The sequence below is a fragment of the Enterococcus sp. DIV1726a genome (assembly GCF_051710985.1).
Lineage (GTDB): Bacteria > Bacillota > Bacilli > Lactobacillales > Enterococcaceae > Enterococcus_B > Enterococcus_B hirae.
The window spans coordinates 158,994-185,246 of record NZ_JBIOLS010000001.1 but is presented as its reverse complement, the minus strand read 5'-3'; the positions used below and the strand labels follow the sequence as shown (position 1 = coordinate 185,246).

The following is a 26,253-nucleotide window of genomic DNA, read 5'->3' as shown; positions in this document are numbered from 1 at the left end:
AAAAAAGAAGACTCTTTGTCTGATCGATTCCTTTACAATAGTTCTAGTAAAAAAATCAAAAGGAGATTATCTTATGCCCCTTAGTCAAGTTCTGAAAGAACACAAGTTAATGAAAGTATCAGAAAATAGTATTCACTTGTGGAATCGAATGTTGAAAATTCACGGCTTAAGCCAAACCTTAGCCTATTTAACTACATTTAATTATGAAACTGAAAGTATCAAAAATATTATAAACAACCTTCATTTGCCAGCAGGAACAGATAAAGAACAGATTGAAACCTTGTTAAATGTTCTGGGCAAAACGGTGGTGGAATCAGGTTTTTCATCTGATCAGGAGTTACTAACCACAATTGACCAGTGGAACGCAATGCTTAAACTAAACGGTGCTGATGAAACCTTCGCTTTTCTAGCTACCTGTAACTATAATGATTCAATGATCAAATTTATCATAGCGAATCTTTACTTACCAGAAACGATAAATCCAGTCATTGAATCAGATAAAATCATTACGGCAGAGCGATCAACTATCACTTCAGATTTTCAATCCAACCAAGAACTACTAAATACGATTGACCAGTGGAACACGAGGTGTAAAGAACGTGGCCCAAACGAATGCTTAGCATCTTTGTCTAAATTAAACTATAAAGCCAGAAGTATTAAATTTATTATGGCTAACCTCCAGTTACCAAAAACAATGGACCGATTAGCCAACACACAAAAAATAGTTGAAGCAAACAAAATGAATATAATATCGGATTTCAATCAAAAAATAAAAATAATCGCAAAAAAAAAAAAAACGTTACACAGCCTAAACCACATCATTAATAACCTTGAATTACCAAAGTTGGATGCTGAAATACTAAGAAAAAAAATCATTCTAAAAACTCAAAAAGTAATCGAAATTGGTGTTAAAAAACACCTCGCTAAGATGAATTTCGCATATAAAAAGACGCAAACCCAAGTTTACATAAAGCAAATGCAACAAGAACCAAATGAAATTGGCATCTACCTAGGAAAATCTCACCTAAAAGATTTAAAAAGAAAAGCAATCAATAGTATTTCAAATAAACATCTAAGCGAGCCTAAAAAAGCTAAACTCTCTTTGCAACGCTAAATAGCCCAAAAACAATGGGAGAAACATTCCAAGAAATGTCTCTCCCATTGAATACTTTATTCGCTAAAGTTTAATTTTTCCGTTCTTTTAACCACGTTTTTCTTGTTACACCAATTAGTAACGGTACTGTTTCATGCTTTACTTCACTATACTCTAAACCAAACCAAGTTTCTGGCGTGGTCGCAATTTTTTTAATTGCAAGTTTTGCTTGCATGATTTGTCGTTCCCATTTGCTGAGAGTCGTCACATTTGAGATCACTTCATCAATCAAGATAAATTGGAAATCACCGACTTCTCTTCCCGGAGTTAACGAGTAAGTCTGCGGTTGTTTTGGTAATCTTCCTTGTTTCATCAAATCGTGAATGATTTGACGAACATAGACATTGATTTCTTGCTGTACTCTGAATCCTAAGAAGAGATTCACTTGTACGACAAAATCAGTATCCATCATATCGATTTGGTATTCTTTCGTATAAGGTTCATCCGTCACTTCCACATGTACGAACCAATATACACGTGCTCTTTTTGGTCGTTTGTCCAGAATCGAGTAGACAAATTGTCTACCAACTTTTCCTTCGGCCATATCTGGTACTAAGAACACCACATTAGTTTGATAAAGTGGCAATGAGTGATCATCTCTTAATTCCGCTAATTGTGGAATGTAATCTTTTAATGCCACATCTTCCGCAGCAGACTCACGGATGATATTTCCTTGTTCCCAAATAAACATAACAGCTAAAATAATGATCGCCATCAAGACCGCAACAAACCCTCCGTGGAAAAACTTCACGATACTTGAGATGAAAAAGATGATCTCGATCGCACCAAAAAAGAAAGACACAATCCAGGCGAACCATTTGGAATAGTTGCTTTGGATCAAATAGAAATAAAGAAGTACCGTCGTCATCAACATCGTGACAGTAATTGAAAGTCCATAGGCTGCTTCCATATGATGTGATGTTCGGAAAGTAACCACGATCAACGAACAAGCCAACCATAAAATCAAATTAACCGCGGGAATATACATCTGACCGATACTGTTTCCTGGGTACATGATTTTCAAGCGTGGTAAGAGTTTTAACTTAATCGCCTCTGATACCAATGTAAATGATCCAGTAATCAAAGCCTGTGAAGCAATGACCGCAGCGATCGTAGCAAACCCAACGCCAATAATCAACCAACCTTTAGGTAACATTTGGAAAAATGGATTGAGATTATTGATTTGTTGCACCTCTTGATTTTGATAAATATTCAGTAACCAAGCCGCTTGTCCGAAGTAATTCAATACTAAGCAAAGTTTAACGTAAGGCCAACTTAAACGGATATTTAATTTCCCTACATGCCCCAAGTCAGAATACAATGCTTCCGCCCCTGTCGTAGCCAGAAAGATGTTTCCTAAAATAAAGAGACCTAATCGATTGTCTGGACTAAAAAGTAGGCGAATCGCGTAGTAGGGGTTCAACGCTCGGATCACCGTCCAGTCTTGGCTGAAATTTATTAAACCCATCACACCTAAAAAAGTAAACCATAAAAACATGATCGGACCAAACGCTTTTCCTACTATTTCGGTACCGAATCGTTGAACCATAAATAATACGAAAATGATGACTAATGTAATAATGACAATAATATTTTGATTGTTACCGAATCGATCAAAAAATTGTGGGATACCTCTTAACCCCTCGATTGCTGTCGTGACAGTCACGGCTGGGGTCAATACTCCATCAGCAAGTAGAGCAGCTCCACCGATCATTGCTGGTACGATCAAGTATTTACTCCCTTTCCTGACTAGTGTATATAAAGAAAAAATCCCACCCTCACCGTGGTTATCGGCATTTAACGCAATCACCACATACTTGATTGTGGTAAGTAATGTTAGTGTCCAAAAAATCAATGACACCGAACCAAGGACAAATTCAGGATTGATACCTCGTAGTCCTCCGTTATCTTCTACGATGGCCTTCATTACATATAGTGGACTCGTTCCAATATCTCCGTAAACTACGCCCATCGCAACTAATAGACCAGCCATTGAAATTTTTTTAGTGTTGTGTTTTGTTGTCAATTGTCCCCCTCTTTTCTACTTTCGTTCACTATCGTATTTTCTTCACAAATCATTGATCTTTTATTTCATGTGATTTACTTAACTAGAGACCCCTATGAAGTGTCAAATCATTATACAAGATTTCATTTAGTAATGTCGACGGATATAGTCTGCTAAAAATGAATACACACCGAGACAAAAAAGAGCTCCTAGCAATGAAGGGATGAGGTAGAATCCTTTGATCGAGGGACCTAATTCACCAAGAACAAATTCTCCTAACCAACTTCCTAAAAAGCCGATCACTACATTTCCAGTGACACCGCCAGGTACATCCTCATTTAAGATCAATCCAGCGAACAGACCTAAAACGCCACCAACGATCAAAGTCAGAAAAAAATAAAGCATCTCGTTCCCTCCTTAAAAAATACATCTTTATTTTACGTTATTTTGAAAATTAGACCAAAGATTATGAATAGCTTTTATCCAAGTAAACTTTCCATAGGGATTTTAGCTATAAAAAGAAGGAGTAAGACATTGTCTCACTCCTTCTTTTTCAATGTAGCAAAAACAAGTATTTTTCACTGGCGTAGGCATTTCACCCTTCAGATTACTCTTTTTGCTATTTTATCGCTTAAACGATTATTTTGTTTCTTTTTCAGAACCATCTTCTGTTAACATCGCTTTTCTAGAAAGATTTACGCGACCTTGTTTGTCAATCTCAGTTACTTTGACAAGGACTTCATCACCCAATTTGACTACATCTTCTACTTTATTGACACGGTCATTTGAAAGTTGAGAGATGTGAACCAATCCGTCTTTTCCTTTGATCAAGTTAACGAAAGCACCAAATTTTTCAATACGAACTACTTTTCCTAGATAAACCTCACCGACTTTTACTTCTTTAGTTAAGTCTTCAATGATCTTGATTGCTTTTTGGATCATTTCTTTATCAGATGAAGCAATACTTACTTTACCATCTTGATCGATATCGATTTTCACACCAGTTTCTTCAATGATACCATTGATTGTGTCGCCACCTTTACCGATCACATCTTTGATCTTCGCAGGGTCGATTTGGATCATTTCGATTTTCGGTGCATATGGGCTTAATTCTTCACGAGGTGCTGCAATCGTTGAAGTCAATTCTTCTAAGATTTCCATACGTGCTTGTTTTGCTTGGGCTAGCGCTTCTTTTAGGATTTGTTCCGTAATCCCTTGGATCTTAATATCCATTTGTAGAGCAGTTATCCCGTCTTTAGTTCCAGCCACTTTAAAGTCCATATCTCCCAGATGATCTTCTAATCCTTGGATATCTGTTAAAATCGTATAGTTTTCGCCATCTGAAACAAGTCCCATTGCAATCCCTGCAACTGGTGCTTTGATTGGTACACCGGCATCCATCAATGCTAATGTCCCCGCACAGATACTTGCTTGTGAAGAAGAACCATTTGATTCTAAAACTTCTGCCACTAAACGGATTGTATAAGGGAAATCTTCTTCTGAAGGAATCACTTGTGCTAGCGCACGTTCGCCTAAAGCACCATGTCCGATTTCACGACGACCAGGTGATCCCGCACGCCCTGTTGAACCAACAGAAAATTGTGGGAAGTTGTAATGGTGGATGAATCGTTTGCTAACTTCTACTCCCAGTCCATCAATAATTTGGTGTTCACCTAGTGGCGCAAGCGTACAAGCAGATAATGCTTGAGTTTGTCCTCGAGTAAACAAACCTGAACCATGCACCCGTGGCAACAAGCTTACTTCTGAAGCTAGTGGACGGATTTCGTCCAATTTACGCCCATCAGGACGAATCTTGTCGATCGTGATCAATTCACGAACTACATCTTTTTCTAAGTCCTCAGTAATTTGTTTTACTTCTTTTAGTAATTGATCTTCCTCTTCATGCCCGATAAATTTTTCGGCATAAGCTTCACGAATATCGATTTTTACTTGTTCGATATTGTCTTCACGAGCTAGTTTTTCTTCTGTCATAACAGCCGTTTTCATCGTTGCATAAGAAGCATCAAAGATTTCTTTTTTCAAATCTGCATCTACTTGTAACAAAGAAACTTCCATTTTCTCTTTGCCGACAGCTTGGACGATTTCTTCTTGGAAAGCAACTAATTCTTTGATTGCATCAAAACCAAATAGTAATGCTCCAAGCATATCTTCTTCAGAAACTTCTTTCGCACCACTTTCAACCATGTTGATTGCTTGTTTTGTACCTGCAACACTTAGTTCAATATCTGTTTGTTCCGCTTGTTCAACTGTTGGATTCAAGACATATTCGCCATTCACACGGCCGACTTCGACACCAGCAATTGGTCCATCAAATGGAATATCTGAAATTGATAATGCTAAAGAAGAACCTAGCATTGCAGCCATCGCAGGTGAACAATCTGTTTCAACACTCATCACGATGTTGGTTACTTGAACTTCGTTACGGAAGCCATCCGCAAACATTGGGCGGATCGGACGGTCGATCAAGCGAGCCGTTAAAGTTGCTTCTGTACTTGGACGACCTTCACGCTTGATAAATCCTCCAGGAATTTTACCGGCAGCATACATCTTTTCTTCATAGTTGATCGTCAACGGGAAGAAGTCAGTATCTTTTGCTTCTTTTGAAGCAACTGCCGCACTTAAAACTACAGTATCTCCATAGCGAACTAAAACTGCTCCGTTCGCTTGTTTTGCTAATTGACCGACTTCGATTTGTAAGGGACGGCCTCCCCATGTCGTTTTGAATATTTGTTTTTCTGACATAATTACTCCTTTTCTTTCTCGTGAAAGCAAGACGCTACTAAACAAATGAAAACCGCCAAACGTCGCTTATCCAGCTTTCATTTGGTTAGTAGGAGTCTATCATGCTTTTTTCGAGAATGGTTGTATTAGGTATTACAGTAAAAAAAGTGAGATTCATTTGAACCCCACTCTTTTTGTCAAAATTAACGGCGTAGACCTAAGCGTTTGATCAATTCGCGGTAACGTTGTACATCGGTCTTACGTAGGTAAGCTAACAAGTTACGACGGTGACCAACTTTTTTCATTAGGCCACGGTATGAATGATGATCTTTTTTATGCATACGTGCATGTTCATTCAAGTGGTTGATTTCTTCCGTTAATACAGCGATTTGTACTTCTGGAGAACCAGTATCCCCTTCATGGCGTGCATAGTCTTTGATGATTTCATTTTTACGTTCTTTTGAAATTGCCATTTCTTTCACCTCTTTCGATTATTCCCCTGTGACTGAGTAAAACGTTGGTGATTCGCTTAACCAAGTAACAGGCGATATGCCTTACGCATACAGCTATACTTTACCTGAATCTACGGGAGAAATCAAGTGAAGAATCATTAAGAAAATTTAGTTTTTAAACAAACTTTCTCCTACTTTTTAAATTTTATGTTAAACTATAATGCGAAAATAGACGTATAACTGTCTAAAAAGAAAGGGGTACATATTCCATGATCACAATGGATAATATCATCCGTGAAGGAAATCCTACTTTGCGGGAAGTAGCTGAAGAAGTTGCTCTCCCATTAAGCAAAGAAAATATCGACCTAGGAAAAGAAATGCTCGAATTCCTGAAAAATAGCCAAGATCCAATCAAAGCGGAAGAATTAAACTTACGTGGAGGGGTTGGTTTAGCTGCTCCTCAATTAGATATTTCTAAACGCATCATTGCTGTACACGTGCCAAGCCCTGATCCAGAAGTAACAGAACCCACGCTAAGTACGGTAATGTATAATCCAAAAATCCTTAGTCACTCAGTTCAAGATGCTTGCCTTGGCGAAGGAGAAGGCTGTTTATCTGTTGACCGAGAAGTACCTGGCTACGTAGTCCGCCACGCTAAGATCACGGTTTCTTATACAGATATGAATGGCGAGAAACATAAAATCCGCTTGAAAAATTATGAGGCAATCGTTGTCCAACACGAAATTGATCATATCAACGGCGTGATGTTCTACGACCATATCAACGAAAAGAATCCATTTGCCCTTAAAGAAGGCGTATTGGTGATTGAATAAAAATGATTGAAAGTTGTATTTCAATCTAAATGATTCGTAAGAAATTGAACTAAAAAGCAACATCTTCGGAAATCGCTACTCATTTTTTCGAAGATGTTGCTTTTTGATGTGGGGAGCCCCACTCCTTTTTTATATTACTAAGAATCAGCGATGTGTTCGTTGTCCATTAAACTGGTTTCTGTCTTTACTATGTCTATTTTCTCCCAACTTTTCTTCTTGTCGTTCAAGTTTACCTCCCGCTCTAGTTGTGCCTTCTACTATCTTTTTCTGCCCTAGATTCTCTGGAGATGGGCTTAACGTCAGATTCTTTTCCAACTCCAATAGGTCTATCTTGTTTGTTTTTGCCCAACGTTTTATTTCACCAATCATTTCCATCCATTTGTCTAACTGTTGTTCTCCGTTCTGTTGCGCATAGCATTGATTCTCTCGCTGAGCACGAAGTTGCTGAGTCAAGATTTTTAATTGATCTTTGCGTTCTCCTATTAGCTCATCTTTTTGCATTAATTGATTTTTAGTAATTTCTGTCTCTAATTCAGAATTTGATACTTTTAATTTATTGATCCCAACTTTAATTTTTTCAATTTGACCTTCTATTTTTTTTAATATATGTACTATTTCTGGAGTATTTTTGCATTTTATATTTTCAATTATTGTTTCTGCTTCAGATCGTAACGCAAGATCTTTCTCGCATCTTTTTCTAGCCATCAAATTAAAGAGCGTGGCATTATTACTCGGCAATTGTTTTATTTTATCCTCAACTGTATTTTTATCATATAGATAAGGTTGTATCAGAACAGCCTGCGACTTGTATATTTCCACCACGAAACCTTTCCACTTCTCTAATTCTTTTTTTGCAGAATCTAGGTCCCGCCAGTCAAATTCAGAAGAGTTTAATTCGATTTCTTGTAGTTTTGTTTGTATTTTAACTATTCGTTCTGCCACTGCTCTTAAAAATGCATTTATTTCTGAAACAGGTCGCTTATTCACCTCATCTTGTAATTTATCTGCTTGTGCTCTAAATTCTAGATCCTCTTGACAAATGGTAAGATTCTTTTTTAAGAGAGCCTTTGTGCGCCCACTTCTATCGAAATCCGATCCCCAGTTTTCATCGAACCAACTGATCGTTTGTTCAACGGTGCTTTGTTCGTATAAAAAGGGGAATTCTATTATATTTCTTTTCCGCTTTTCCAACATTTCAATACTCTTTAATTCAGATAGCAACTTTATTGTACCCCTTCCAAAAACTAGCTTGTTGTTCCAGTACTTTATCTCCAGAATTCTTTGTCTTTCATTCGATGATTCGCTGTTCTGCTATATTTGCATATTCAGCAAGCTTTTCTTTCGATAGATAACTAATATCTTTCTGTGCATAATTTTTCATAGACAAGCGTTGAGATTGTTCTTTTATTAGCTTAGATTGAGCATCCTCCCCTTTATTTAGGAGGCTTATTTCAGTCTGATTTTTATTTGAACATGCATTGAATGTTGCTATTCGTAAGTTAGCTTGCTTTAAATTTACGCTAATTTCATCATCCAAAAAGCGAATCACATCTTCAAACTGACAGATCCATCCTATCATGCGCTTCAACTCCTATATTTTATTTATGTCACGAATACTTCTGTAAAAAAGCAGAATCAAAAAATAAATTCAGCTGCAAAACTTCCTATTGTCCCATTTTACTTAAAAAATGAAACTAGTTTCTTCCTTCTTTTTCCCAAAAATAAAATAACTGGTACGATTCGTAAATGGATAAATCATACCAGTTATTTATTATTTAATGTTCTTATATATTCAGCCCAGGCAACTCTTTTCCTCGCTAAGCCGTTCTTTGTTTCATTAGTTTCAAGTACGTAAACTCTTGTACTACAATATTATTCTCTTAGTGTAACGATCTTACCTTAACCATTTCAGATATCATGACCGACTTTGATCCGGTTGGCCTACTTGTTGCATTATCTTGGACTTCTTTGGATCTGGTTCTGCTTTTTGTGGTGAAGAGTTTGCCCTTTTAGATAAAGGATTTTGTCTTGTATTTTTTACCTGTTGTACCTCTTCCATGCTTTTTAATGTCTGTTGTGGTTGTTTTTTTAATTCGTTGATTTTTCCAATAGTTTCCTCAATAGCATACTTCTTATTTTTTAATAACTTAATCGATAGTACCATTGCGGAAGTATGTGTGCTTACATCTTTTTCGTATTTTTGAACGAATTGATTCGCCTCAAAATTTTCTTCTAATTTTTGATTGATTAAAGACGAAACGGGGTTTTCGATTCCACTTGCCTTGTCTGATTCATTGAATTCTTTGCTCATTTCCTCAATAAGCTGATTCTTCTGATTTTTTACGTACTCATTCACTTTTTTTCCTGATTCTGTCAGTTCCTTTCCTTGAGTTTCTCGAATCACTTCGTCAAATATGAAAATTTCTCCTATCTTTTGTTTGAGTAAAGACGTATTTTCAATTCCACTTGGTTCTATTGGATTATTTGGGGAATTTACTTCTTTTTTGTCCTTATTTTTTGACCTTCTCATTAGTTTATTGAACATTACCTTTAGCAATGAAGGCTTTTTATTTGTATTTCTTACCTTTTTCATTTCTTTCATGTTACTTGATGCCTGTTGTGTTTGTTCTTTTTTTGATTCGTTGAGGTTTCTGCTATTTTCCTTAATATACTGTTCCTTTCGATTTATTAAGATCGCAATCAGTGATTCTCCTGATCTTATCAGTTCCTTTGTTCTTACCATTTCTTGAGTTTCTCGAATCACTTCGTCAAATATAAAAATTCCTTCTATGTTTTCTTGGATGTTTGCTGTGACTTTAGCCTTTTCACTATCTCCTTGAACTGTTTCGCTAGTTGATTTATCCATTTGTTTTAGCTCCTTTACTTTAGTATGTAGAAAAATAGTACCTGAATAATTCATATTCAATGTTATTGCAACTTATATTACTATCTTGACTTCTTTTGATCTGGTTCTGCTTTTTGTGGTGAAGAGTTTGCCCTTTTAGATAAAGGATTTTGACTTGTGTTTTTTACCTTTTGTATTTCTTTCATGCTTCTTAATGTCTGTTTTGATTGTTCTTTTGTTAATTTGTTGAATTCTTCGCTAACTTCCTTAATTAATTGATCCATAAGCTTATCCTTCGAATTTTCTAAGTTCTCAATCATTGATTTCTTTGACTTACTATCTATTTCTGTTGTGTCATGTATTTCCAGAATACGCTTGTTCAATAGGAAAGTTTCTTCTAACTTTTGATTGATGAAAGTCGGAATTGGATTGACTATTCCACTTGTTTTGTTTAACTCGTTGAATTTGTTACTAATTTCCTCAATATTCTGATTCTGATTTTTTTTACAGAGGCTAATGAAGCTTTGTTTTGCTGCTAATTCTTGTTCTAATTCTTGTTCTAATTTTTGTTCTACTTCTTGAATTCCCCATTGTAAAGTGAAAATTTCTTCTATTTTTTGCTGGATAAAAGGCATATTGGAATTTACTTCTTTTTGGTCTTTCACTTCTGCGTTTTCTTGGATGTTTGCTGTGACTTTAGCCTTTTCCCCATTTCCTTGTACTGTTTTGCTAGTGAATTTATCCATTTGGTTTAACTCCTTTACTTTAATATGTATTAAAAATATCTATTGCTAAACTTGGTTCCCACTATTTTTTTATTATGTAGAAGAATAGTGCTTGAATTATTCATATTCCGTATTATTGTAATTTATAAATAAAATAGTCGAACGCTTATTTTTTCAAAAAAATAAAATAACTGGTACGATTCATAAATGGACAAATCATACCAGTTATTCACTATTTAATGTTCTTATATATTCATCCCAGACTACTCTGCTCTTCATTAGCCTTCATAGAGAATTCCTGCTTTTATCAACTGTTGCTTAATCGTTCTCAACACATTAGTATCTGGATAACGGATGGTATGCAGATGAATCCCATCGGTCAGCTCAGATAACAACGTAGCATTACTTTTTTTATAGCGTTTCATAAACAATTCAATTTCTTGAGTTGTTTGGATATGAAGCATGCCTGTCAACTCACCATATAAGGGATGTTCTACAATGACATCTAAAACTTCGCCACCAGCTTCAACGATCAAGCGCAACTCTTCTTCTGTTTGCTCACGACCATGTTGGACAGCAATCTTGCTCACTAAGCCGTTCTGTGTTTCATTGGTTTCAAGAACGTAACCTCTTGCCGTTGCAATAATAGTCGCACCTGATGCCCTCAACAACGCAATATCTCCGACAATGATTTGACGGCTCACTTGAAAACGTGAAGCGAATTTGCTGGCACTGACCGGTTTTTCTTCATTTGCCAGGGTATGCAGAATCTCTTTGCGCCGTGCTTCTCCATCAATCATCCACTTTCTCCCCATTCAATTCATTTTGATAATCACGAGAATGTTTCATAAGATCGATATATGTCGCTGTGATCGTTTCTTTATATTTCGTATTTTCTAACCGACTAGCGATTTTTTCTAATACTTCTTGCTCCCTTTTTTCGTCATAGACTGCTTTTTTCGATGCTTGTTTGGTTTCGCCAATTTTCGTTACCGTGTCCATACGTTTTTCTAGTAATTTGACGATTTGTTGATCAATCTGATCGATTGTTTGACGTAAGTCTTCAAGTTTTTCTGGTTGTTGATCTTCTAATATTTTTTTGATTACTCGAGCAGGATTACCTGCAATCACTACATTATCAGGAAAAGATTTAGTTACAACAGAACCCGCTCCAACTACGACATTGTTTCCTAACGTAACACCTGGCGTAACAATCACACCACCACCAAGCCAGACATTATGACCAATTTTGATTGGTTTCGCATATTCTAAGCCACTATTTCTTTTCACTGGATGAAGTGGATGAGTGGCTGTATAAAGTTGAACATTTGGAGCAAACATGCAATTGTCGCCGATTTCGATCGTACTTACATCTAAAAATGTACAGTTGTAGTTCGCATAGAAGTTTTCACCTACACGAATATTGTAACCATAATCAAAATTGATCGTTGGCTCCATGTAGATTTTTTCTCCCGTTTTTCCAAAGGTTTCTTTTAGTAATTGAGAACGTAGCTCTGCTGTTTCTGCTTGGTTGATGATCGTACTTTGGCTTCTTGCGTATTGACGATCCGCTACTAATTCCGGATCATTAGCAAAATATAATTCGCCAGCAATCATTTTTTCTTTTTCTGTTCTAATGGTCATAATTTGCTCCTTTTGATAATTTTTCAAATACTATAGCACCGTCCGTTTGCAGAAAATCATATTCTTGGTCTAACTGGATTGGCTCTTGGTTGATTACTAAGATTTGAGACTTCGTATTACGAAATTGGATTAAGTCACAAAACGGGTGTACTTGAAAACTCGTTCCGACGATGACGATCAACTCTGCTTGTTGAACAGCCGATGTTGCTCGCTCTATGACTTCATCATTAAATCCCTCCCCATACAACACGATATCTGGTCGAATTTGTCCCCCACATGTTGCATGTTGATCTGTTTGTAAATAGGTTTCCCAAGAAACGGTGTTCCCACATTTCCTACAATAGCAATGATAAAGATTTCCGTGAAAATTCACAAGTTTTGGACTTCCCGCTTTTTCATGTAATCCATCGATATTTTGGGAAACTACCCAAACTTGCTTTTTTGAGGCTAACTTTGCCATTTCTAAGTGAATAATATTTGGTCTTGCTGTTGGATGATAGATTTTTTTCACAAATGAATAAAATTTTTGTGGCTCATTGTTCATTGCTTCATGACTTAGAAGGTATTCGGGTTGTTCCAATCCATGATAGATTCCTTTTAACGATCGATAGTCGGGAATACCAGAAGGCGTTGATACCCCAGCGCCAGTTAGGAAAGTGATTTTTGAACTAGTGGCTATTGTTGCTACCGCTTCTTCAACGGTTACTTTTTTCATTTCCTTTCACCTCTCTCTTATTATACATCTATCTTTCGTTTATTGATTGATCGTACTTTTTATTCAAACGATTTCATTTTTTGAGAAACATCTCACAATATAGACTGACAAACCAATGAAAACGTGCTACAATACTGCTAGATTCTTCGGTATGATCATCACTATTGCTATCTAATAGTACGATAAACCAAGCATATAGAACAAAAGTGAGGTGAGTTGGTATGGTACCATCCATTATTTACTGGGGCGTGATTTTAGCTTGTATCGCCTGGTTAGCATTAAGTATTTATTTTTCAATTTTTTACCTTGCTCGTAAAGAAAATGGAAATCTTTGGGCATTTGCATTTTTCAATGTACTTGTTGCGATCGTTTTAGCGATTACCTTAGTTATTTTCCGAACATGGGGTTGGGGAATCACTCAATATTCAAGTCTGATTTATTTAATATTGGCTATTTATGGCGTAACGATTATTCTTCAAGCAATCTTAGGTCGTGAAAAAAAAGTAGTTAGTAAAACAGCATAATAAACAGAAAGCCAGGATCGAAAATGATTGATTGGATCAGCTATTGCTAAGCAGCTCATCTTTTCGACTGCTTTACTTTATATTTATATAATAAGTAGGAATTAGGACACTTAAATAGATTCGTGTCCTAATTTTTATTTATTTAATGAATAATTATTCTTTTACAACTTTCGCTCTTTTTGAATATCATTTTTCTTATTTTTTGTATAATTATAGAAATTTTCTATAGCTATCAATACTTCACAAGAAAACTTCTGTTATAGATTGACAAAGTGCTTTGTCTATCGTAAACTATTTTTTGTATAAATAACTGAATACGAGATACCTCAATCAATGAGGTAGAGGTCGCGAGAATCATTAACCCTGTGGAGTGAAGCAAACACCGTGAAGCAGGACTAGGGAAGATCGCCGAAATGTACTCTTCTTTGCTTGAAGTTTACGTTGGGACACAAGTTAAGAGCTTGTGGACTGTCTTAGCAGTGATGCTAAGTTGCGCTATGTTTTGTGAGAGGTTTATCACTTTTGTGAAATGTTAGCGACCCTTTTATATTCTTGAAGCGGTCGTTTTTTATTTCTCCTGATAAGCTACTGCAACGCATTTGTTTAACCGCTCGTAAAAAAATTATGCGTAAACAGTTAATTTGATAAGTACGTCTATCTGACAGTAAAATTAAGTTAGCTGAAGCGGAACTTCGCCCGTTTCATTCCTGATGAAATCGTCGAGCCGTATGTGTAAAAAGAAAAGGAGAAAGATTATGAAAAAAAGTTCAGTTACACTTACCCTATTGATGGCATTTATTTTTTCATTCTTCCCTGTAGGAAGTTTCGTGAATGCCGATGAGAAAACACCAACAGATGAGTTCCGTGTAGGTATGGAAGCGGGGTATGCCCCTTTCAACTGGTCACAGCAAACAGATGCCAACAACGCTGTACCGATCCAAGGTCAAAAAAGCTATGCTGGTGGTTATGATGTCCAAATTGCCAAAAAAGTTGCGGATGGATTAGGGAAAAAATTAGTCATCATGCAAACCAAATGGGATGGATTAGCCCCTGCGTTACAATCTGGCAAAATCGATGCGATCATTGCTGGGATGAGCCCCACAGCAGAACGTAAAAAAGAAATTGATTTTACCGATCCTTATTATGAATCACAACTTGTTGTAGTCGTCAAAAAAGATAGTAAATATGCCAATGCAAAAAGTTTGGCGGATCTATCAAATGCTAAGATTACTGCTCAATTAAATACTTTCCATTATAATGTCATCGATCAAATTCCTGATGTGCAAAAGCAACAAGCAATGGATAACTTCTCTGCGATGCGTACCGCTCTTGCTTCAGGTATGATTGATGGTTATGTCAGCGAACGACCTGAAGGGGTAACAGCAACTAGCGTCAATAAAGATTTAAAAATGTTAGAATTTACTGGTCAGAATGGTTTTCAAACAAATCCTGAAGATGTCCAAATCGCTATTGGAATGCGTAAAGGTGACCCAGATATCCAAAAAGTTAACCAAATTCTTAGCGGTATCTCTCAAAAAGAACGTACAGAAATCATGGATCAAGCAATCAAAGATCAACCCGCTTCAACAAATACAGAGGGAGAAAAAGCTGGTTTGTTCACTGATTTCAAAACGATTTGGGATCAATATGGGAATATGTTCCTTCGTGGTGCAGGACTTACGTTATTTATTGCATTGATTGGGACAGTTATTGGAACTACCTTAGGCTTGTTGATCGGTGTTTTCCGTTCTATTCCTGAGTCTGACAATGCCGTGACACGTTTCTTCCAAAAGTTAGCAAATTTACTACTATCGATTTATATTGAAATATTCCGTGGAACACCAATGATGGTTCAAGCTATGGTCGTCTTTTACGGATTAGCATTAGCCTTTGGAATCTCCCTTGATCGTACAATTGCTGCCTTATTCATTGTATCGATCAATACCGGTGCTTATATGACTGAAATCGTCCGTGGTGGTATTTTCGCTGTCGATGAAGGACAATTTGAAGCAGCGCAAGCAATTGGTATGACACATGGACAAACAATGCGAAAAGTAGTTGTTCCTCAGGTCTTACGTAACATCTTACCTGCGACCGGGAATGAATTTGTTATCAATATCAAAGATACAGCAGTCTTAAGTGTTATTGGTGTAGCTGATCTATTCTTCCAAGGGAACTCTGCTGCAGGAGCAAACTTCCAATTCTTCCAAACATTTACAATCGTAGGTATCATCTACTTGGTTATGACCTTTACGATTACCAGAATCTTGCGTGTAGTGGAGAAAAAAATCGATGGTCCTTCAGCCTATACAAAAATTGAAGAAGTTGACAACGCCAACTTGCAGGAATAAGGAGGAAGAATCATGAGTGAAGAAATCATTAAAATCAATCATTTAAGAAAAAGCTTTGGTGAAAATGAAGTATTAAAAGACATCAGCATGGATATCCATAAAGGTGAAGTTGTAACCATCATTGGTTCTTCTGGCTCTGGTAAATCAACTTTCTTACGCTGCATCAACCTTTTAGAAAAACCTACTGGTGGCGAAATTATGTATAATGGCGAAAATATTCTTGCGCCAAAATATAACTTGCCTAAATATCGAACAAATGTCGGAATGGTATTCCAATCGTTCAATCTTTTCAATAACATGAATGTCTTAGAAAACTGTATGTCTGGTCAGACGACTGTCTTAAAAAGAAACAAAGACGAAGCTCGTAAAGTCGCTCTTGAAAATCTAGAAAAAGTTGGAATGGAACGTTATATTGAAGCCAAACCTTCTCAATTATCAGGTGGTCAAAAACAACGTGTGGCAATCGCTAGAGCCCTCTCAATGGACCCAGATGTAATGTTATTTGATGAACCAACCTCAGCACTTGATCCTGAGATGGTCGGAGAAGTATTGAATACCATTCAAGACCTAGCTCACACTGGTTTAACGATGATTATCGTGACACATGAAATGGAATTTGCAAAAGATGTTTCTGATCGTGTCATCTTCATGGATAAAGGTGTTGTTGCTGAAGAAGGAACCTCTGATGATATTTTTGTTCATCCAAAAGAAGAACGTACCAAAGAGTTTTTATCACGTATCTTAAAAAAATAGAAGAAAGCCTTTATCCGAAACGACAGGTTCGTTTTGATAAAGGCTTTTCCTTTTTTGGGAAATGATTCACTATTTTCTCATGTTTATCTGCAATCTATTTGAACACCATTCATTAATTCATCAGTCGATCAGTCCTCTCTTCTTAGATTGATTGGTCTGATTGCATTTGTTTGAAAATGAATTTTTGAATATTTTCTGAATTAAGTTGTAATTTTTAGAAAATTCTATTAATATAGAAATTATCAAATTTTTTAGTTAGGATGATTAAACAATGGTTGAAGAGCAACAAGAACTACAGCGTGGACTTAAGAATAGACACGTTCAATTGATTTCGATTGGTGGTGCGATCGGAACAGGTCTTTTCTTAGGAGCAGGAAAAACGATTCAATTAGCTGGTCCCTCTATTTTACTGGCTTATCTTATTACCGGGTGCGTTTGCTTCTTTATTATGCGTGCCTTAGGTGAACTTTTATTATCTAATACAAATAATCATTCATTTCTTGATTTTGTTGCAGAATATCTTGGAAAAAAAGTTGCTTTCGTAACAGGTTGGACTTATTGGTTTTGTTGGGTTGCGATCGCCATGGCGGATTTGACAGCGATCGGGATGTATGTCCGTTACTGGGTTCCAGGAGTCCCACAATGGCTTCCTGAATTGATCGCTCTGATTTTACTGCTTGGTTTAAACATGGTGGCTGTTTCATTATTTGGTGAATTAGAATTTTGGTTTGCTTTGATCAAAGTCGTTTCCATTATTGCATTTATTATCGTTGGTATTTACATGATTCTTACCCATTACAAAACAAGTGCTGGACCTGCTAGTATCACCAATCTCTGGTCACATGGCGGCTTTTTCCCAACTGGTACGAAAGGATTCATTCTTTCCTTTCAGATGGTCACATTTGCCTTTACAGGAATCGAATTAGTCGGTTTGGTTGCTGGTGAGACCAAAAACCCTGAGAAAGTCTTACCCGAAGCTATCAATAATATTCCTATTCGAATCATTCTTTTTTACCTTGGTTCTTTGTTCGTTATCATGTCTATCTATCCTTGGAATAGCTTAGATGCGAACAACAGCCCATTTGTCGAAGTGTTTTCAGAAATTGGGATCACCGTAGCCGCTTCTTTGATTAATTTAGTCGTATTGAGTGCTGCGGCTTCTGCTTGTAACAGCGCGATCTACAGTACAGGACGTATGTTACGCTCTCTTTCACAAGAAGGTAGCGCGCCTAAAAAATTCCGTCAGTTGACTTCTCACCGTGTACCAGGAAATGCGTTAGTTTTTTCAACTATTGTGATTTTTATTTCCGTTATCCTAAATTATGTGATGCCTAGTGAAGTATTTACACTCGTCAGCAGTATTGCGACTACTTGCTTTTTATTTATCTGGGGAATACTCGTTTACACTCACTTAAAATATCGTAAAAGTATGTTAGGTAAAAAAGAGCATACGTTCAAAATGCCTTTTTATCCTTATAGTAATTTTCTTGTTTTTGCCTACATGATTTTCATTTGTCTAGTTTTATTTCTTGGCAAAGACACACGTATTGCCTTACTCTTAACTCCTGTTTGGTTTATTGGGTTATTGATCATTTATCGAATGAAATACGAAAAACAATCACTTTGAAATACTGACAACAATCCATACTAAAAAAAAATAGATTGATAAAAGTATGTTAGGACTCTCTTTTTTATAAGCCGCAAAAAATCTTTAGAATATGAGATTGAGACAAAAGTGTTTCGCATCAAGAATAAGAAGGAATTTCCGAAGATGCCACTTTTGTCTCACCATTTATTCGGTTTTAGAGCTTCTAGAAGCGACTGAGGCAAGTTTTGGCTCAGCCTCCAGATTTTTTGGTCAATTACTTATAGAACATCTCCCCTTCAATTACTCTCTCACAGAACCACTCAGGATATAATGATTATTTCAACTCAAGATCAATACTTTATACTCATTATTTGATTAGAAAAACATTGCTAAACTACGTTATTTTTGTTACTTTAAAAAAAGTATAAATAAGTAAAGGAGAAATCTATGACAAAAAAATTGACGTTCAAAGAAAGTATGTTTATCGGTTCAATGTTATTCGGTTTATTTTTTGGTGCTGGTAATTTGATTTTTCCCGTTCACATGGGACAAGAATCTGGCTCTGCCGTTTTCTGGGCCAATCTTGGCTTCTTAGTAACTGGGATCGGACTACCTTTTTTAGGTGTAATTGCCATCGGTGTTTCAAAAACATCAGGGGTTTATGAATTAGCAGAACGGATTGGCAAAAAATATGCTTTGGTTTTTACTGTTTTGCTTTACCTCGTCATCGGACCGTTTTTCGCCTTACCAAGATTAGCAACTACCTCTTTTGAAATTGGTTTAGCTCCATTTATCCAAGCCAAGCAACAACATGTATTTTTAGTTATTTTTAGTATTTTATTTTTCTTCACTGCTTGGTGGTTATCCAGACGGCCTACTAAAATCCTTGATTATGTAGGAAAATTCCTTAATCCTGCCTTTTTGATTTTACTAGGAATCTTGTTGGTACTTGCTTTTATTCATCCATTGGGTGCAATCGATCAAGCTACTGTCCAACCTAGTTATCAAGAACATGCTTTCTTTACTGGTTTTACTCAAGGATATAATACGTTAGATGCACTTGCTGCCTTAGCATTTGGTATCCTTATCGTTACTACGATTCGCAATATGGGCGTAACAAAGCCTTCTGAGATTGCTAAGGATACGATCAAATCTGGTGCAATCAGTATCGTTTTGATGGGAATCATCTACACATTACTTGCTTATGTGGGGACAATGAGTCTCGGTGGATTTGCTTTAAGTTCAAATGGCGGGATCGCACTAGCGCAAATCGCAGATCATTATTTAGGAACTTATGGCAGTATCTTGCTCGCTCTTATTGTGATCCTTGCTTGCTTAAAAACAGGGATTGGACTAATCACTGCTTTTGCAGAAACCTTTACTGATCTTTTTCCTAAAAGAAATTACATTGTATTTGTGACACTAGCTAGTGCACTTGCTTGTTTGGTCGCTACTGTGGGATTGACAAATATCATCCAAATTTCACTACCTGTCTTGATGTTTATTTATCCTTTAGCAATGACCTTGATCTTACTCGTTCTTGTGGGTCCATTGTTTAAACAACGTCCTGCTGTTTACCGCATGACCACTTATTTTACACTAATTGCTTCAATTTTAGACGGTTTAAATGCTTGCCCAGACGGAATCAAGCAAACCAGCTTTGTCAAAACGTTGTTAGACTTCGCAACGAATTATCTGCCATTCTTTAAATTAGGAATGGGTTGGATCGTCCCAGCATTGATTGGTTTAGTAATTGGCTTGATTTGGAGTATGGTTAAAAAAGAAACACCTGTTGTAGAGTAACGGCATCTAGGACGATCATTCTTCTAAAAGAAGGAACGGTGTGCTATCATCACTTCTGTGAAATGAACAGAGCATATTTGAAGTAACTTTCCATTATTAGATTGCATCTAACAGTGGAAAAGTGCTTCAAATATGCTCTTTTTATATATACAAGAAGGAACCTGTGTATTTTACTTCTATTTTCGGCTCTGGTTTTTTTACTAAGTCATTAGAATCAACAGATAACTGACAAAATTACTTTTTGAATGAATCCATTGGATGTACTTAACTATTTAGTCAAATGGCTAGCAGAAATATATTTTCCTAAAAAAATTACCAACTTCCAAAAACTTTCGTCACAAAAAATTCACAACTCCTGAGTAATATATAAGCATACCAACAAACAACCCTAACAACACTTTTTCATTTTTAACTCCTTATCCTGCTAGCTCCCCGGCTAGCAGGACTTTTTTATTGAACTAGAAATGGCTGAGACAAGCCTGAAAAATAGTTTTGTCTCAACCATTTTGTGTTTTAGTTTATCTATCACCAACTAGCCAGCTTTTGTCATTCCTAATAGTCTTACCAATTTTTCAAAGTATCATTCTTGGTTTTCGTTTTATCGTATCAAAAAAAATGCCAATTCATCCAAGTAGGATTATGAAAACCTGTAAAGTAATAGAGGCAGAAATAAATTACCCAAACACTGCCAACTAAGACATCGATTCGTTTTCCAACTTTAGATTTTACTGATTCTCCCAAGCCAACAAACACCATCATCAGACCAATCAAAAATAAATTTAATGCGTTTGTATAATAGTTATCCAAATCTGGAAATAGGACGAACACTATATTTAAAGAAACAACGATTGCAGCTGCAGAAAGGAATAAAGAATCAAATATATTCCATCCGGCTATCTTCCAATTTTTGGTCATATAATTAATCAAACGATTCTTTGGCACCCATAACACCTCTCTATTGATTGATAAAATCCATCTATCCTCATGACTTAATTATGTACTGCTCTAGTATTGATTTTAAGTTTTCTCTTCGCCAACATCATATGAAAAAAAGCAAAAAGCGACGGAAAATGAAGAATCTATTCCATCGCTTTTTTTGCTTCTATTTAGATAACCGCTCTTGATCTCCTGCTGGAGAAAGACTGGTGATTTTTTCGATTTGATCAATTGGAACCATTCGTATTTGTTGTTCCTTGTTTTGTAGGCGAATCATGACTACTTCTTTTTCAACATTTTTTGTAGCTACCCAGCCTGAAATCGTTTCGTACTTATTACTTTTTCGATTGGCTCTTACTTGTAAAATCACTAAACTATGTTGAGTAGCTGCTTTTTGCAACTCTAAAACAAACTTTCCTTGCAAACGTACATTCTCTGCTATTTTTTCAGTGTCATTTACAAAAGAATCAAAAAGCTGATACGACGTATGCGTGACTAACTTGGTCAATTTCTTCATTGGTGATACTGTTTCTTCGTTCATTGAATGCACTCCTCCTTTAGCTAAGAAAGTGTTACTTAATTAACTATATTCTACCTAAGATTTAACGAAATAACAAGAATATTATCTATACTGAGCAACAAAAAGAAAGCGTTACCTATATAGATATATCGTTATTTTATTTATCTTTTTTCCATTCTTGCATCCAATACTTGAGCCCTTCAGTCAATAATTGGTAAGTTTCGTCAAAGTTATCGGTATAGTATGGATCAGGAACATTTTGTGTTTCTTTTCCAGGAACCCGACTTAAAAATAAATGGATCTTATGTTGTGCGTCGGTCGGTGCCATCCGTTGTAAATCCTCTACGTTAGATTGATCCATGCCAATGATCCAATCAAATCGTTGAAAATCTTCTTCTGTGATTTGGCGTGCAATCATTTGACTCGTATCCACGTTCTCATTTTCTAAAATTTTCTTTGTTCCTTTATGAGGTGAACGCCCCACTTCATAAGTGCTTGTCGCTGCAGAATCAATCAAAAATCGATCAGATTGTCCGTCTTCAGCTACCATTTTCTTCAACAAACCTTCTGCCATTGGTGAACGGCAAATATTTCCTAGACATACAAATAAAACTTTCGTCATGTTTGCTCTCCTTCTAATCATTTGTTTCCAGCTCTTCTTTTGCATACAACCGATAGGAATATAATTCTGTATCTTTGGCTAAGCGGAACAATTGGACGGCGATTTCTAGAGGCGTCTCTTCGTAATCATGTGTAATCCAATTGATTAGAACCCCACTACATCCATAAGAAAAAAAACGAGCATAAAACAATTTGTCCGCTTTTGATAACTGCTTTTCTTCATCCATTTGATCAAAAATCTTAATAAATGATTGCTGGATAACAGCAGTAAACTCTTTTTGTAGTATTTCTTGGTCAGATGTAACAGTGTTCGCATAAAATTCTTTTTGTGCAGCAATTGCCTTCAACATTTTTAATGCTTGCTCTTCCCAATTGTCTAAAGAAAGGGAATGAGGATCTAAATAGCATAAACAATCTTCGTAATACACCCATCGCAACAAATCGTATTTATCTGTAAAATGGTAGTAAAATGTTTGGCGATTGATACCTGCCTCATGAGCGATTTTCTGTACACTGATCTTTTGAAAAGACTGCTTTTGACATAAATCAATCAATACGTTTTTAATCAATTGCTTAGTATGCGGTGTATCGCCCATCTCATCATCTCCTATCTTCTTTACAAAAACTTCTCATTCTACGATTTTCTTGAAAAAGTATTTATATGGACAGTCGATTCAAGTATCCTTTTTTATACTTGATAATCATATCCAAAATGTTCATAGGCATATGGTGTGGCGATCCTTCCACGAGGTGTCCGTTTCAAGAAACCTTTTTGGATCAAAAAAGGTTCATACATATCTTCAACAGTTTCTCTTTCTTCACCAATATTGACAGATAACGTACTCAATCCAACCGGTCCGCCACCATATAATTCGATCATCGTACGTAATAGTTTCTGATCGACATAATCCAAACCTGCCTGATCGACTTGTAACAACGTTAATGCTTGATCGGCAATGGTTTGATTGATCTTGCCATCTCCCTGTACTTGTGCAAAATCACGTACCCTTTTTAATAAGCGGTTAGCGATCCGTGGTGTTCCTCTTGAACGTCTAGCAATTTCCAGTGCACCTTCTTCAATGATCTCTGTTTGAAAAATATCAGCAGAACGAATCACGATTTCTCTTAAATCAGCTTCTTCATAATATTCCATATGAGAAATGATCCCAAATCGATCACGAAGTGGCGCTGAAAGCATACCTGCACGAGTTGTTGCGCCAATTAATGTAAAAGGTGGTAAAGGAAAATGAACAGGATGAGCAGTTGGTCCTTGTCCAACCATTATATCAACGTAAAAATCTTCCATGGCAGAATAAAGCATCTCTTCTGCTACACGAGGTAATCGATGAATTTCGTCAATAAATAAAACATCGCCAGCTTCTAACTCATTTAAAATAGCAACCAGATCTCCTGGTCGCTCGATTGCGGGACCACTAGTTGTTCGTATATTGACTGCCATTTCATTCGCAATCACCATTGCCATTGTCGTTTTCCCTAATCCCGGCGGACCATATAACAAAACGTGATCCAATGGTTCTTCCCTGTGACGGGCAGCTTCAATATATATTTTGAGTTCCTGTTTCACTTTCTTTTGACCAATATATTGGGAAAGTAACCGTGGACGGAGGGTCTTTTCTAAACTTAATTCATTCTCGCCCGTTTCAGGGGATAATAACTGTTCATCGGTCATCGTTTTCCCTCCTTATTTTTTCATCATTAATTTTAAAGCTTGGCGTAAATATTCATCTGTTGTGAGATTTTCTACTTCTTTTAGTTGTTTTTCGACCCGTTTGACCTCTTTATCACTATATCCAAGTGCCGATAAAGCTTCCATTGCTTCTGATAATGCCGTCGCGTCTTGTGCTGTACTTTCATCAAATAAATTGAAGGGCGTATCGATACTTAATTCGCCAAATTTTCCTTTTAAATCTAAAATCATTTGTTGAGCTGTTTTTTTACCCACACCAGGGAATTTGGTCAGATAAGTCACATCCCCTGTTTCAACCGCTTGAATCAATCCTGAATGATCATCACTAGCCATAATCGCTAAGGCACTTTTTGGTCCAATTCCTGAAACACTAACTAACCTTAAAAATAATTGTTTTTCTTCTAAAGAATCAAATCCGTACAGAAGATGTGCATCTTCTCGAATGACCTGATGGACGTAAAGTTTGATTTCTTTGTTTAGCTTACTACTATAACGATAGGGATTGCCTAATGCAATTTGATAACCGATCCCATTTGTTTCGATTACTAAATAATAAGGATTGATAAAGGTTACTACACCTGTAAGATATTCATACATCTGTTATCCTCTTTCTTTCACACACATATGTTCGCATATTTTCTTCCATTGTAGCATACTTTTTCTTTTGAAAAAAGAGAACAGAAGATCGAGCTACGCTTCTCCTTTTTAACGTAAGTTTATCAAGGTTTTTAGGATAAACATTTTTTGCAAGAGATTTTAATTTGAATGATCAGAGTTTCAGCACTTTCCTCAAAACAAAGGATCAATATTCAGGAAACAACGCTTCAATAAAGATAAATAAGAAAAAAACTTGAAACAATCAAAAATTGTCTCAAGATTTTTTACCCAAAAATAAAGCTCTTCCTTATTCAACTTGTGATAGATATTCTCCATATCCTTGTTCTTCCATTTCTTCATATGGAATAAACTTTAAAGCCGCAGAATTGATGCAATAACGTAGTCCGCCTTTTTCAGCAGGACCATCATTGAATACATGCCCTAAATGAGAATCTGCTTGACTGCTTCGCACTTCCACTCGGTGCATACCATGAGAAAAGTCGGCCTTTTCTTTAATATCTTTTCTAGTGATTGGTTTACTGAACGCCGGCCAGCCACATCCCGCATCGTATTTTTCGACTGAGCTAAACAATGGCTCCCCACTGACAATATCGACATAGATCCCTTTTTCATAGAAATCATCATATTTCCCACTAAATGGTCTTTCTGTTGCGTTTTCTTGCGTCACAGCATATGAAATTGGAGATAATTCCTCTTTTAAATCACGCTCATTTTTCTTGAAATCGCCCACTAAAAACGCCTCCTTTTTCTTTTAATCATAACGACAAAAGTATCAGAAGCAAACATTCTGCTCATAGTAATAATTGCTTAGACTTTACGACGTCTAGCAAACTCGACGAAACGAAATTTATCTAAACGGTGAATTGATTCTGTATACTCGAAACACCTTGTATCTTCGAGGTGAACCAGTCCTCTTACTACCACGACATAGCGATCTCCATGTAGATCCATCATCTCTTCGATTTCAGGAGTTACTTCTTCAACGGTAATTTCTTTCTGGGCGTAAGCAATCGTTAGTTGCAATTCATTTTCAAAGTATTCGTAGATCGAGCCAGCAGCTTGTGTTGCTGTTAAAGTTGGTACCACATTTTTTAATAAATAATCACGATCTAATATGACCACTTCTCCATTGATTTTCCTTTGACGAATCAAATGCCAAACCGGCGTTTTTTTCTTCCAGCCTGTTATTTCACTCAATGATTGGTCCACTTCTGTTTCTTCGATTAATTGAACGATGGTTTCACTTGGGATTCGTTGTGTTTCCTGTAATTCTTTGTAGCTTGTTAATCCTGCAATTGGAAAATCAAATCGATTGCGGTCTAAAACAATCGAACCCTTTCCTTGTTTCTTTTGGATATAACCTTCAGTCGTTAACAGGTTAAGCGCTTTTCGAATTGTTTCTCGTGAAACACCATAAATTTGAATCAGCTGATTTTCACTAGGGAGCAAAGTATGCGGAGGGTATTGTTGATCCAAAATTTTTTGCTCTAAATCTAAAAAAATTTCATTAAATTTATTCATTACATTTCCTCCACTTAATATTCAATTTCTTTTATTCGCATATAAACTATACTACAGCTTTTTTGTTATTTCAATCGCCCCCTCTTTTCACATATCCCTACACTAAGCCAAGTGTAACGATTACATTTTTTCATTTTTCGCTTGTAAAACGCTTGCAATAGTAGGAAGAAACAAGTATAGTATGGATAAGATAACT

General features: G+C 36.4%; 26 protein-coding genes and 1 riboswitch. Of the genes, 7 read left to right on the top strand and 19 right to left on the bottom strand.

Features of this window, described 5'->3' with window-relative positions:
- The first annotated feature begins 73 nt into the window (after positions 1 to 73).
- Positions 74 to 1,114 (top strand): hypothetical protein, encoded by a 1,041-nt coding sequence (locus IGJ27_RS00920; RefSeq protein ID WP_178306256.1) that lies wholly within the window; start codon positions 74 to 76, stop codon positions 1,112 to 1,114.
- A gap of 70 nt (positions 1,115 to 1,184) precedes the next feature.
- Here the strand turns inward: IGJ27_RS00920 and IGJ27_RS00915 are convergent, their stop codons facing one another.
- The 4 genes from IGJ27_RS00915 to rpsO all read right to left on the bottom strand — a co-directional run bounded on the left by IGJ27_RS00915 (position 1,185) and on the right by rpsO (position 6,373).
- On the bottom strand, positions 1,185 to 3,179 hold the full coding sequence (locus IGJ27_RS00915) for a KUP/HAK/KT family potassium transporter (protein WP_010736848.1): 1,995 nt from the start codon (positions 3,177 to 3,179) through the stop codon (positions 1,185 to 1,187).
- A 126-nt stretch (positions 3,180 to 3,305) separates the two neighbouring features.
- The gene (locus tag IGJ27_RS00910; protein ID WP_010720351.1) at positions 3,306 to 3,563 is read right to left on the bottom strand and encodes a GlsB/YeaQ/YmgE family stress response membrane protein; all 258 of its coding nucleotides are present in this window, start codon (positions 3,561 to 3,563) and stop codon (positions 3,306 to 3,308) included.
- 234 nt (positions 3,564 to 3,797) lie between these two features.
- Positions 3,798 to 5,921, bottom strand: coding sequence for a polyribonucleotide nucleotidyltransferase (gene pnp, locus IGJ27_RS00905; RefSeq protein WP_063626433.1), 2,124 nt, complete (start codon positions 5,919 to 5,921; stop codon positions 3,798 to 3,800).
- Between the two features lie 182 nt (positions 5,922 to 6,103).
- On the bottom strand, positions 6,104 to 6,373 hold the full coding sequence (gene rpsO, locus IGJ27_RS00900) for a 30S ribosomal protein S15 (protein ID WP_010720353.1): 270 nt from the start codon (positions 6,371 to 6,373) through the stop codon (positions 6,104 to 6,106).
- Between the two features lie 248 nt (positions 6,374 to 6,621).
- Between rpsO and def the strand changes: the two genes are divergently transcribed.
- Entirely contained in the window at positions 6,622 to 7,185 is a 564-nt protein-coding gene (def, locus tag IGJ27_RS00895) for a peptide deformylase (RefSeq protein WP_010720354.1), read from the top strand.
- Positions 7,186 to 7,329: 144 nt separating this feature from the next.
- Here def and IGJ27_RS00890 read toward each other — a convergent pair whose 3' ends face one another.
- The 7 genes from IGJ27_RS00890 to IGJ27_RS00860 all read right to left on the bottom strand — a co-directional run bounded on the left by IGJ27_RS00890 (position 7,330) and on the right by IGJ27_RS00860 (position 13,114).
- The gene (locus tag IGJ27_RS00890) at positions 7,330 to 8,406 is read right to left on the bottom strand and encodes a hypothetical protein (RefSeq protein ID WP_256733883.1); all 1,077 of its coding nucleotides are present in this window, start codon (positions 8,404 to 8,406) and stop codon (positions 7,330 to 7,332) included.
- A gap of 67 nt (positions 8,407 to 8,473) precedes the next feature.
- Positions 8,474 to 8,764 carry a hypothetical protein gene (locus IGJ27_RS00885; protein ID WP_242690506.1) on the bottom strand — a complete coding sequence of 97 codons (291 nt, stop codon included), beginning with the start codon at positions 8,762 to 8,764 and terminating at the stop codon, positions 8,474 to 8,476.
- A 336-nt stretch (positions 8,765 to 9,100) separates the two neighbouring features.
- On the bottom strand, positions 9,101 to 10,051 hold the full coding sequence (locus IGJ27_RS00880; protein ID WP_081128324.1) for a hypothetical protein: 951 nt from the start codon (positions 10,049 to 10,051) through the stop codon (positions 9,101 to 9,103).
- A gap of 80 nt (positions 10,052 to 10,131) precedes the next feature.
- Positions 10,132 to 10,776, bottom strand: a complete 645-nt coding sequence (locus tag IGJ27_RS00875; protein ID WP_178306257.1) for a hypothetical protein — start codon at positions 10,774 to 10,776, stop codon at positions 10,132 to 10,134.
- Positions 10,777 to 11,033: 257 nt separating this feature from the next.
- On the bottom strand, positions 11,034 to 11,555 hold the full coding sequence (locus IGJ27_RS00870; protein ID WP_034698694.1) for a transcription repressor NadR: 522 nt from the start codon (positions 11,553 to 11,555) through the stop codon (positions 11,034 to 11,036).
- The gene (locus IGJ27_RS00865) at positions 11,548 to 12,399 is read right to left on the bottom strand and encodes a chorismate mutase (protein WP_081204151.1); all 852 of its coding nucleotides are present in this window, start codon (positions 12,397 to 12,399) and stop codon (positions 11,548 to 11,550) included. Before IGJ27_RS00865 ends, IGJ27_RS00870 begins: the two co-directional genes overlap by 8 nt.
- On the bottom strand, positions 12,389 to 13,114 hold the full coding sequence (locus IGJ27_RS00860) for an NAD-dependent protein deacylase (RefSeq protein ID WP_010736844.1): 726 nt from the start codon (positions 13,112 to 13,114) through the stop codon (positions 12,389 to 12,391). Before IGJ27_RS00860 ends, IGJ27_RS00865 begins: the two co-directional genes overlap by 11 nt.
- A gap of 221 nt (positions 13,115 to 13,335) precedes the next feature.
- On the opposite strand from IGJ27_RS00860, the gene IGJ27_RS00855 reads away from it, so the two are divergent.
- From IGJ27_RS00855 to brnQ, 5 genes are all read left to right on the top strand, one after another.
- On the top strand, positions 13,336 to 13,638 hold the full coding sequence (locus IGJ27_RS00855) for a hypothetical protein (RefSeq protein WP_178306258.1): 303 nt from the start codon (positions 13,336 to 13,338) through the stop codon (positions 13,636 to 13,638).
- Positions 13,639 to 13,969: 331 nt separating this feature from the next.
- Positions 13,970 to 14,144, top strand: a riboswitch (Lysine riboswitch).
- Positions 14,145 to 14,393: 249 nt separating this feature from the next.
- Positions 14,394 to 15,989 carry an ABC transporter permease subunit gene (locus IGJ27_RS00850; RefSeq protein WP_081128330.1) on the top strand — a complete coding sequence of 532 codons (1,596 nt, stop codon included), beginning with the start codon at positions 14,394 to 14,396 and terminating at the stop codon, positions 15,987 to 15,989.
- A 12-nt stretch (positions 15,990 to 16,001) separates the two neighbouring features.
- On the top strand, positions 16,002 to 16,742 hold the full coding sequence (locus IGJ27_RS00845) for an amino acid ABC transporter ATP-binding protein (protein ID WP_010720365.1): 741 nt from the start codon (positions 16,002 to 16,004) through the stop codon (positions 16,740 to 16,742).
- 271 nt (positions 16,743 to 17,013) lie between these two features.
- Positions 17,014 to 18,369: an amino acid permease gene (locus IGJ27_RS00840; RefSeq protein WP_010736842.1), complete on the top strand. Its 1,356-nt coding sequence runs from the start codon at positions 17,014 to 17,016 to the stop codon at positions 18,367 to 18,369.
- Positions 18,370 to 18,777: 408 nt separating this feature from the next.
- On the top strand, positions 18,778 to 20,133 hold the full coding sequence (brnQ, locus tag IGJ27_RS00835) for a branched-chain amino acid transport system II carrier protein (RefSeq protein WP_010736841.1): 1,356 nt from the start codon (positions 18,778 to 18,780) through the stop codon (positions 20,131 to 20,133).
- 606 nt (positions 20,134 to 20,739) lie between these two features.
- On the opposite strand, the gene IGJ27_RS00830 is transcribed toward brnQ, so the two are convergent.
- The 8 genes from IGJ27_RS00830 to treR form a co-directional block, all read right to left on the bottom strand.
- Positions 20,740 to 21,075, bottom strand: coding sequence for a hypothetical protein (locus IGJ27_RS00830; RefSeq protein WP_178306259.1), 336 nt, complete (start codon positions 21,073 to 21,075; stop codon positions 20,740 to 20,742).
- Positions 21,076 to 21,235: 160 nt separating this feature from the next.
- Positions 21,236 to 21,610, bottom strand: a complete 375-nt coding sequence (locus tag IGJ27_RS00825) for a hypothetical protein (RefSeq protein ID WP_010720369.1) — start codon at positions 21,608 to 21,610, stop codon at positions 21,236 to 21,238.
- Positions 21,611 to 21,746: 136 nt separating this feature from the next.
- Positions 21,747 to 22,211: a low molecular weight protein-tyrosine-phosphatase gene (locus IGJ27_RS00820; RefSeq protein WP_010720370.1), complete on the bottom strand. Its 465-nt coding sequence runs from the start codon at positions 22,209 to 22,211 to the stop codon at positions 21,747 to 21,749.
- A 13-nt stretch (positions 22,212 to 22,224) separates the two neighbouring features.
- Complete coding sequence (locus IGJ27_RS00815; protein ID WP_010720371.1) at positions 22,225 to 22,806, bottom strand: TetR/AcrR family transcriptional regulator; 582 nt, start codon at positions 22,804 to 22,806, stop codon at positions 22,225 to 22,227.
- 92 nt (positions 22,807 to 22,898) lie between these two features.
- On the bottom strand, positions 22,899 to 23,900 hold the full coding sequence (ruvB, locus tag IGJ27_RS00810) for a Holliday junction branch migration DNA helicase RuvB (RefSeq protein ID WP_010720372.1): 1,002 nt from the start codon (positions 23,898 to 23,900) through the stop codon (positions 22,899 to 22,901).
- A gap of 12 nt (positions 23,901 to 23,912) precedes the next feature.
- On the bottom strand, positions 23,913 to 24,515 hold the full coding sequence (ruvA, locus tag IGJ27_RS00805) for a Holliday junction branch migration protein RuvA (protein ID WP_010720373.1): 603 nt from the start codon (positions 24,513 to 24,515) through the stop codon (positions 23,913 to 23,915).
- 307 nt (positions 24,516 to 24,822) lie between these two features.
- Positions 24,823 to 25,266, bottom strand: coding sequence for a peptide-methionine (R)-S-oxide reductase MsrB (gene msrB / locus IGJ27_RS00800; protein WP_178306260.1), 444 nt, complete (start codon positions 25,264 to 25,266; stop codon positions 24,823 to 24,825).
- A 77-nt stretch (positions 25,267 to 25,343) separates the two neighbouring features.
- Positions 25,344 to 26,057 (bottom strand): trehalose operon repressor, encoded by a 714-nt coding sequence (treR, locus tag IGJ27_RS00795; protein WP_010720375.1) that lies wholly within the window; start codon positions 26,055 to 26,057, stop codon positions 25,344 to 25,346.
- Between the last annotated feature and the right edge of the window lie 196 nt (positions 26,058 to 26,253).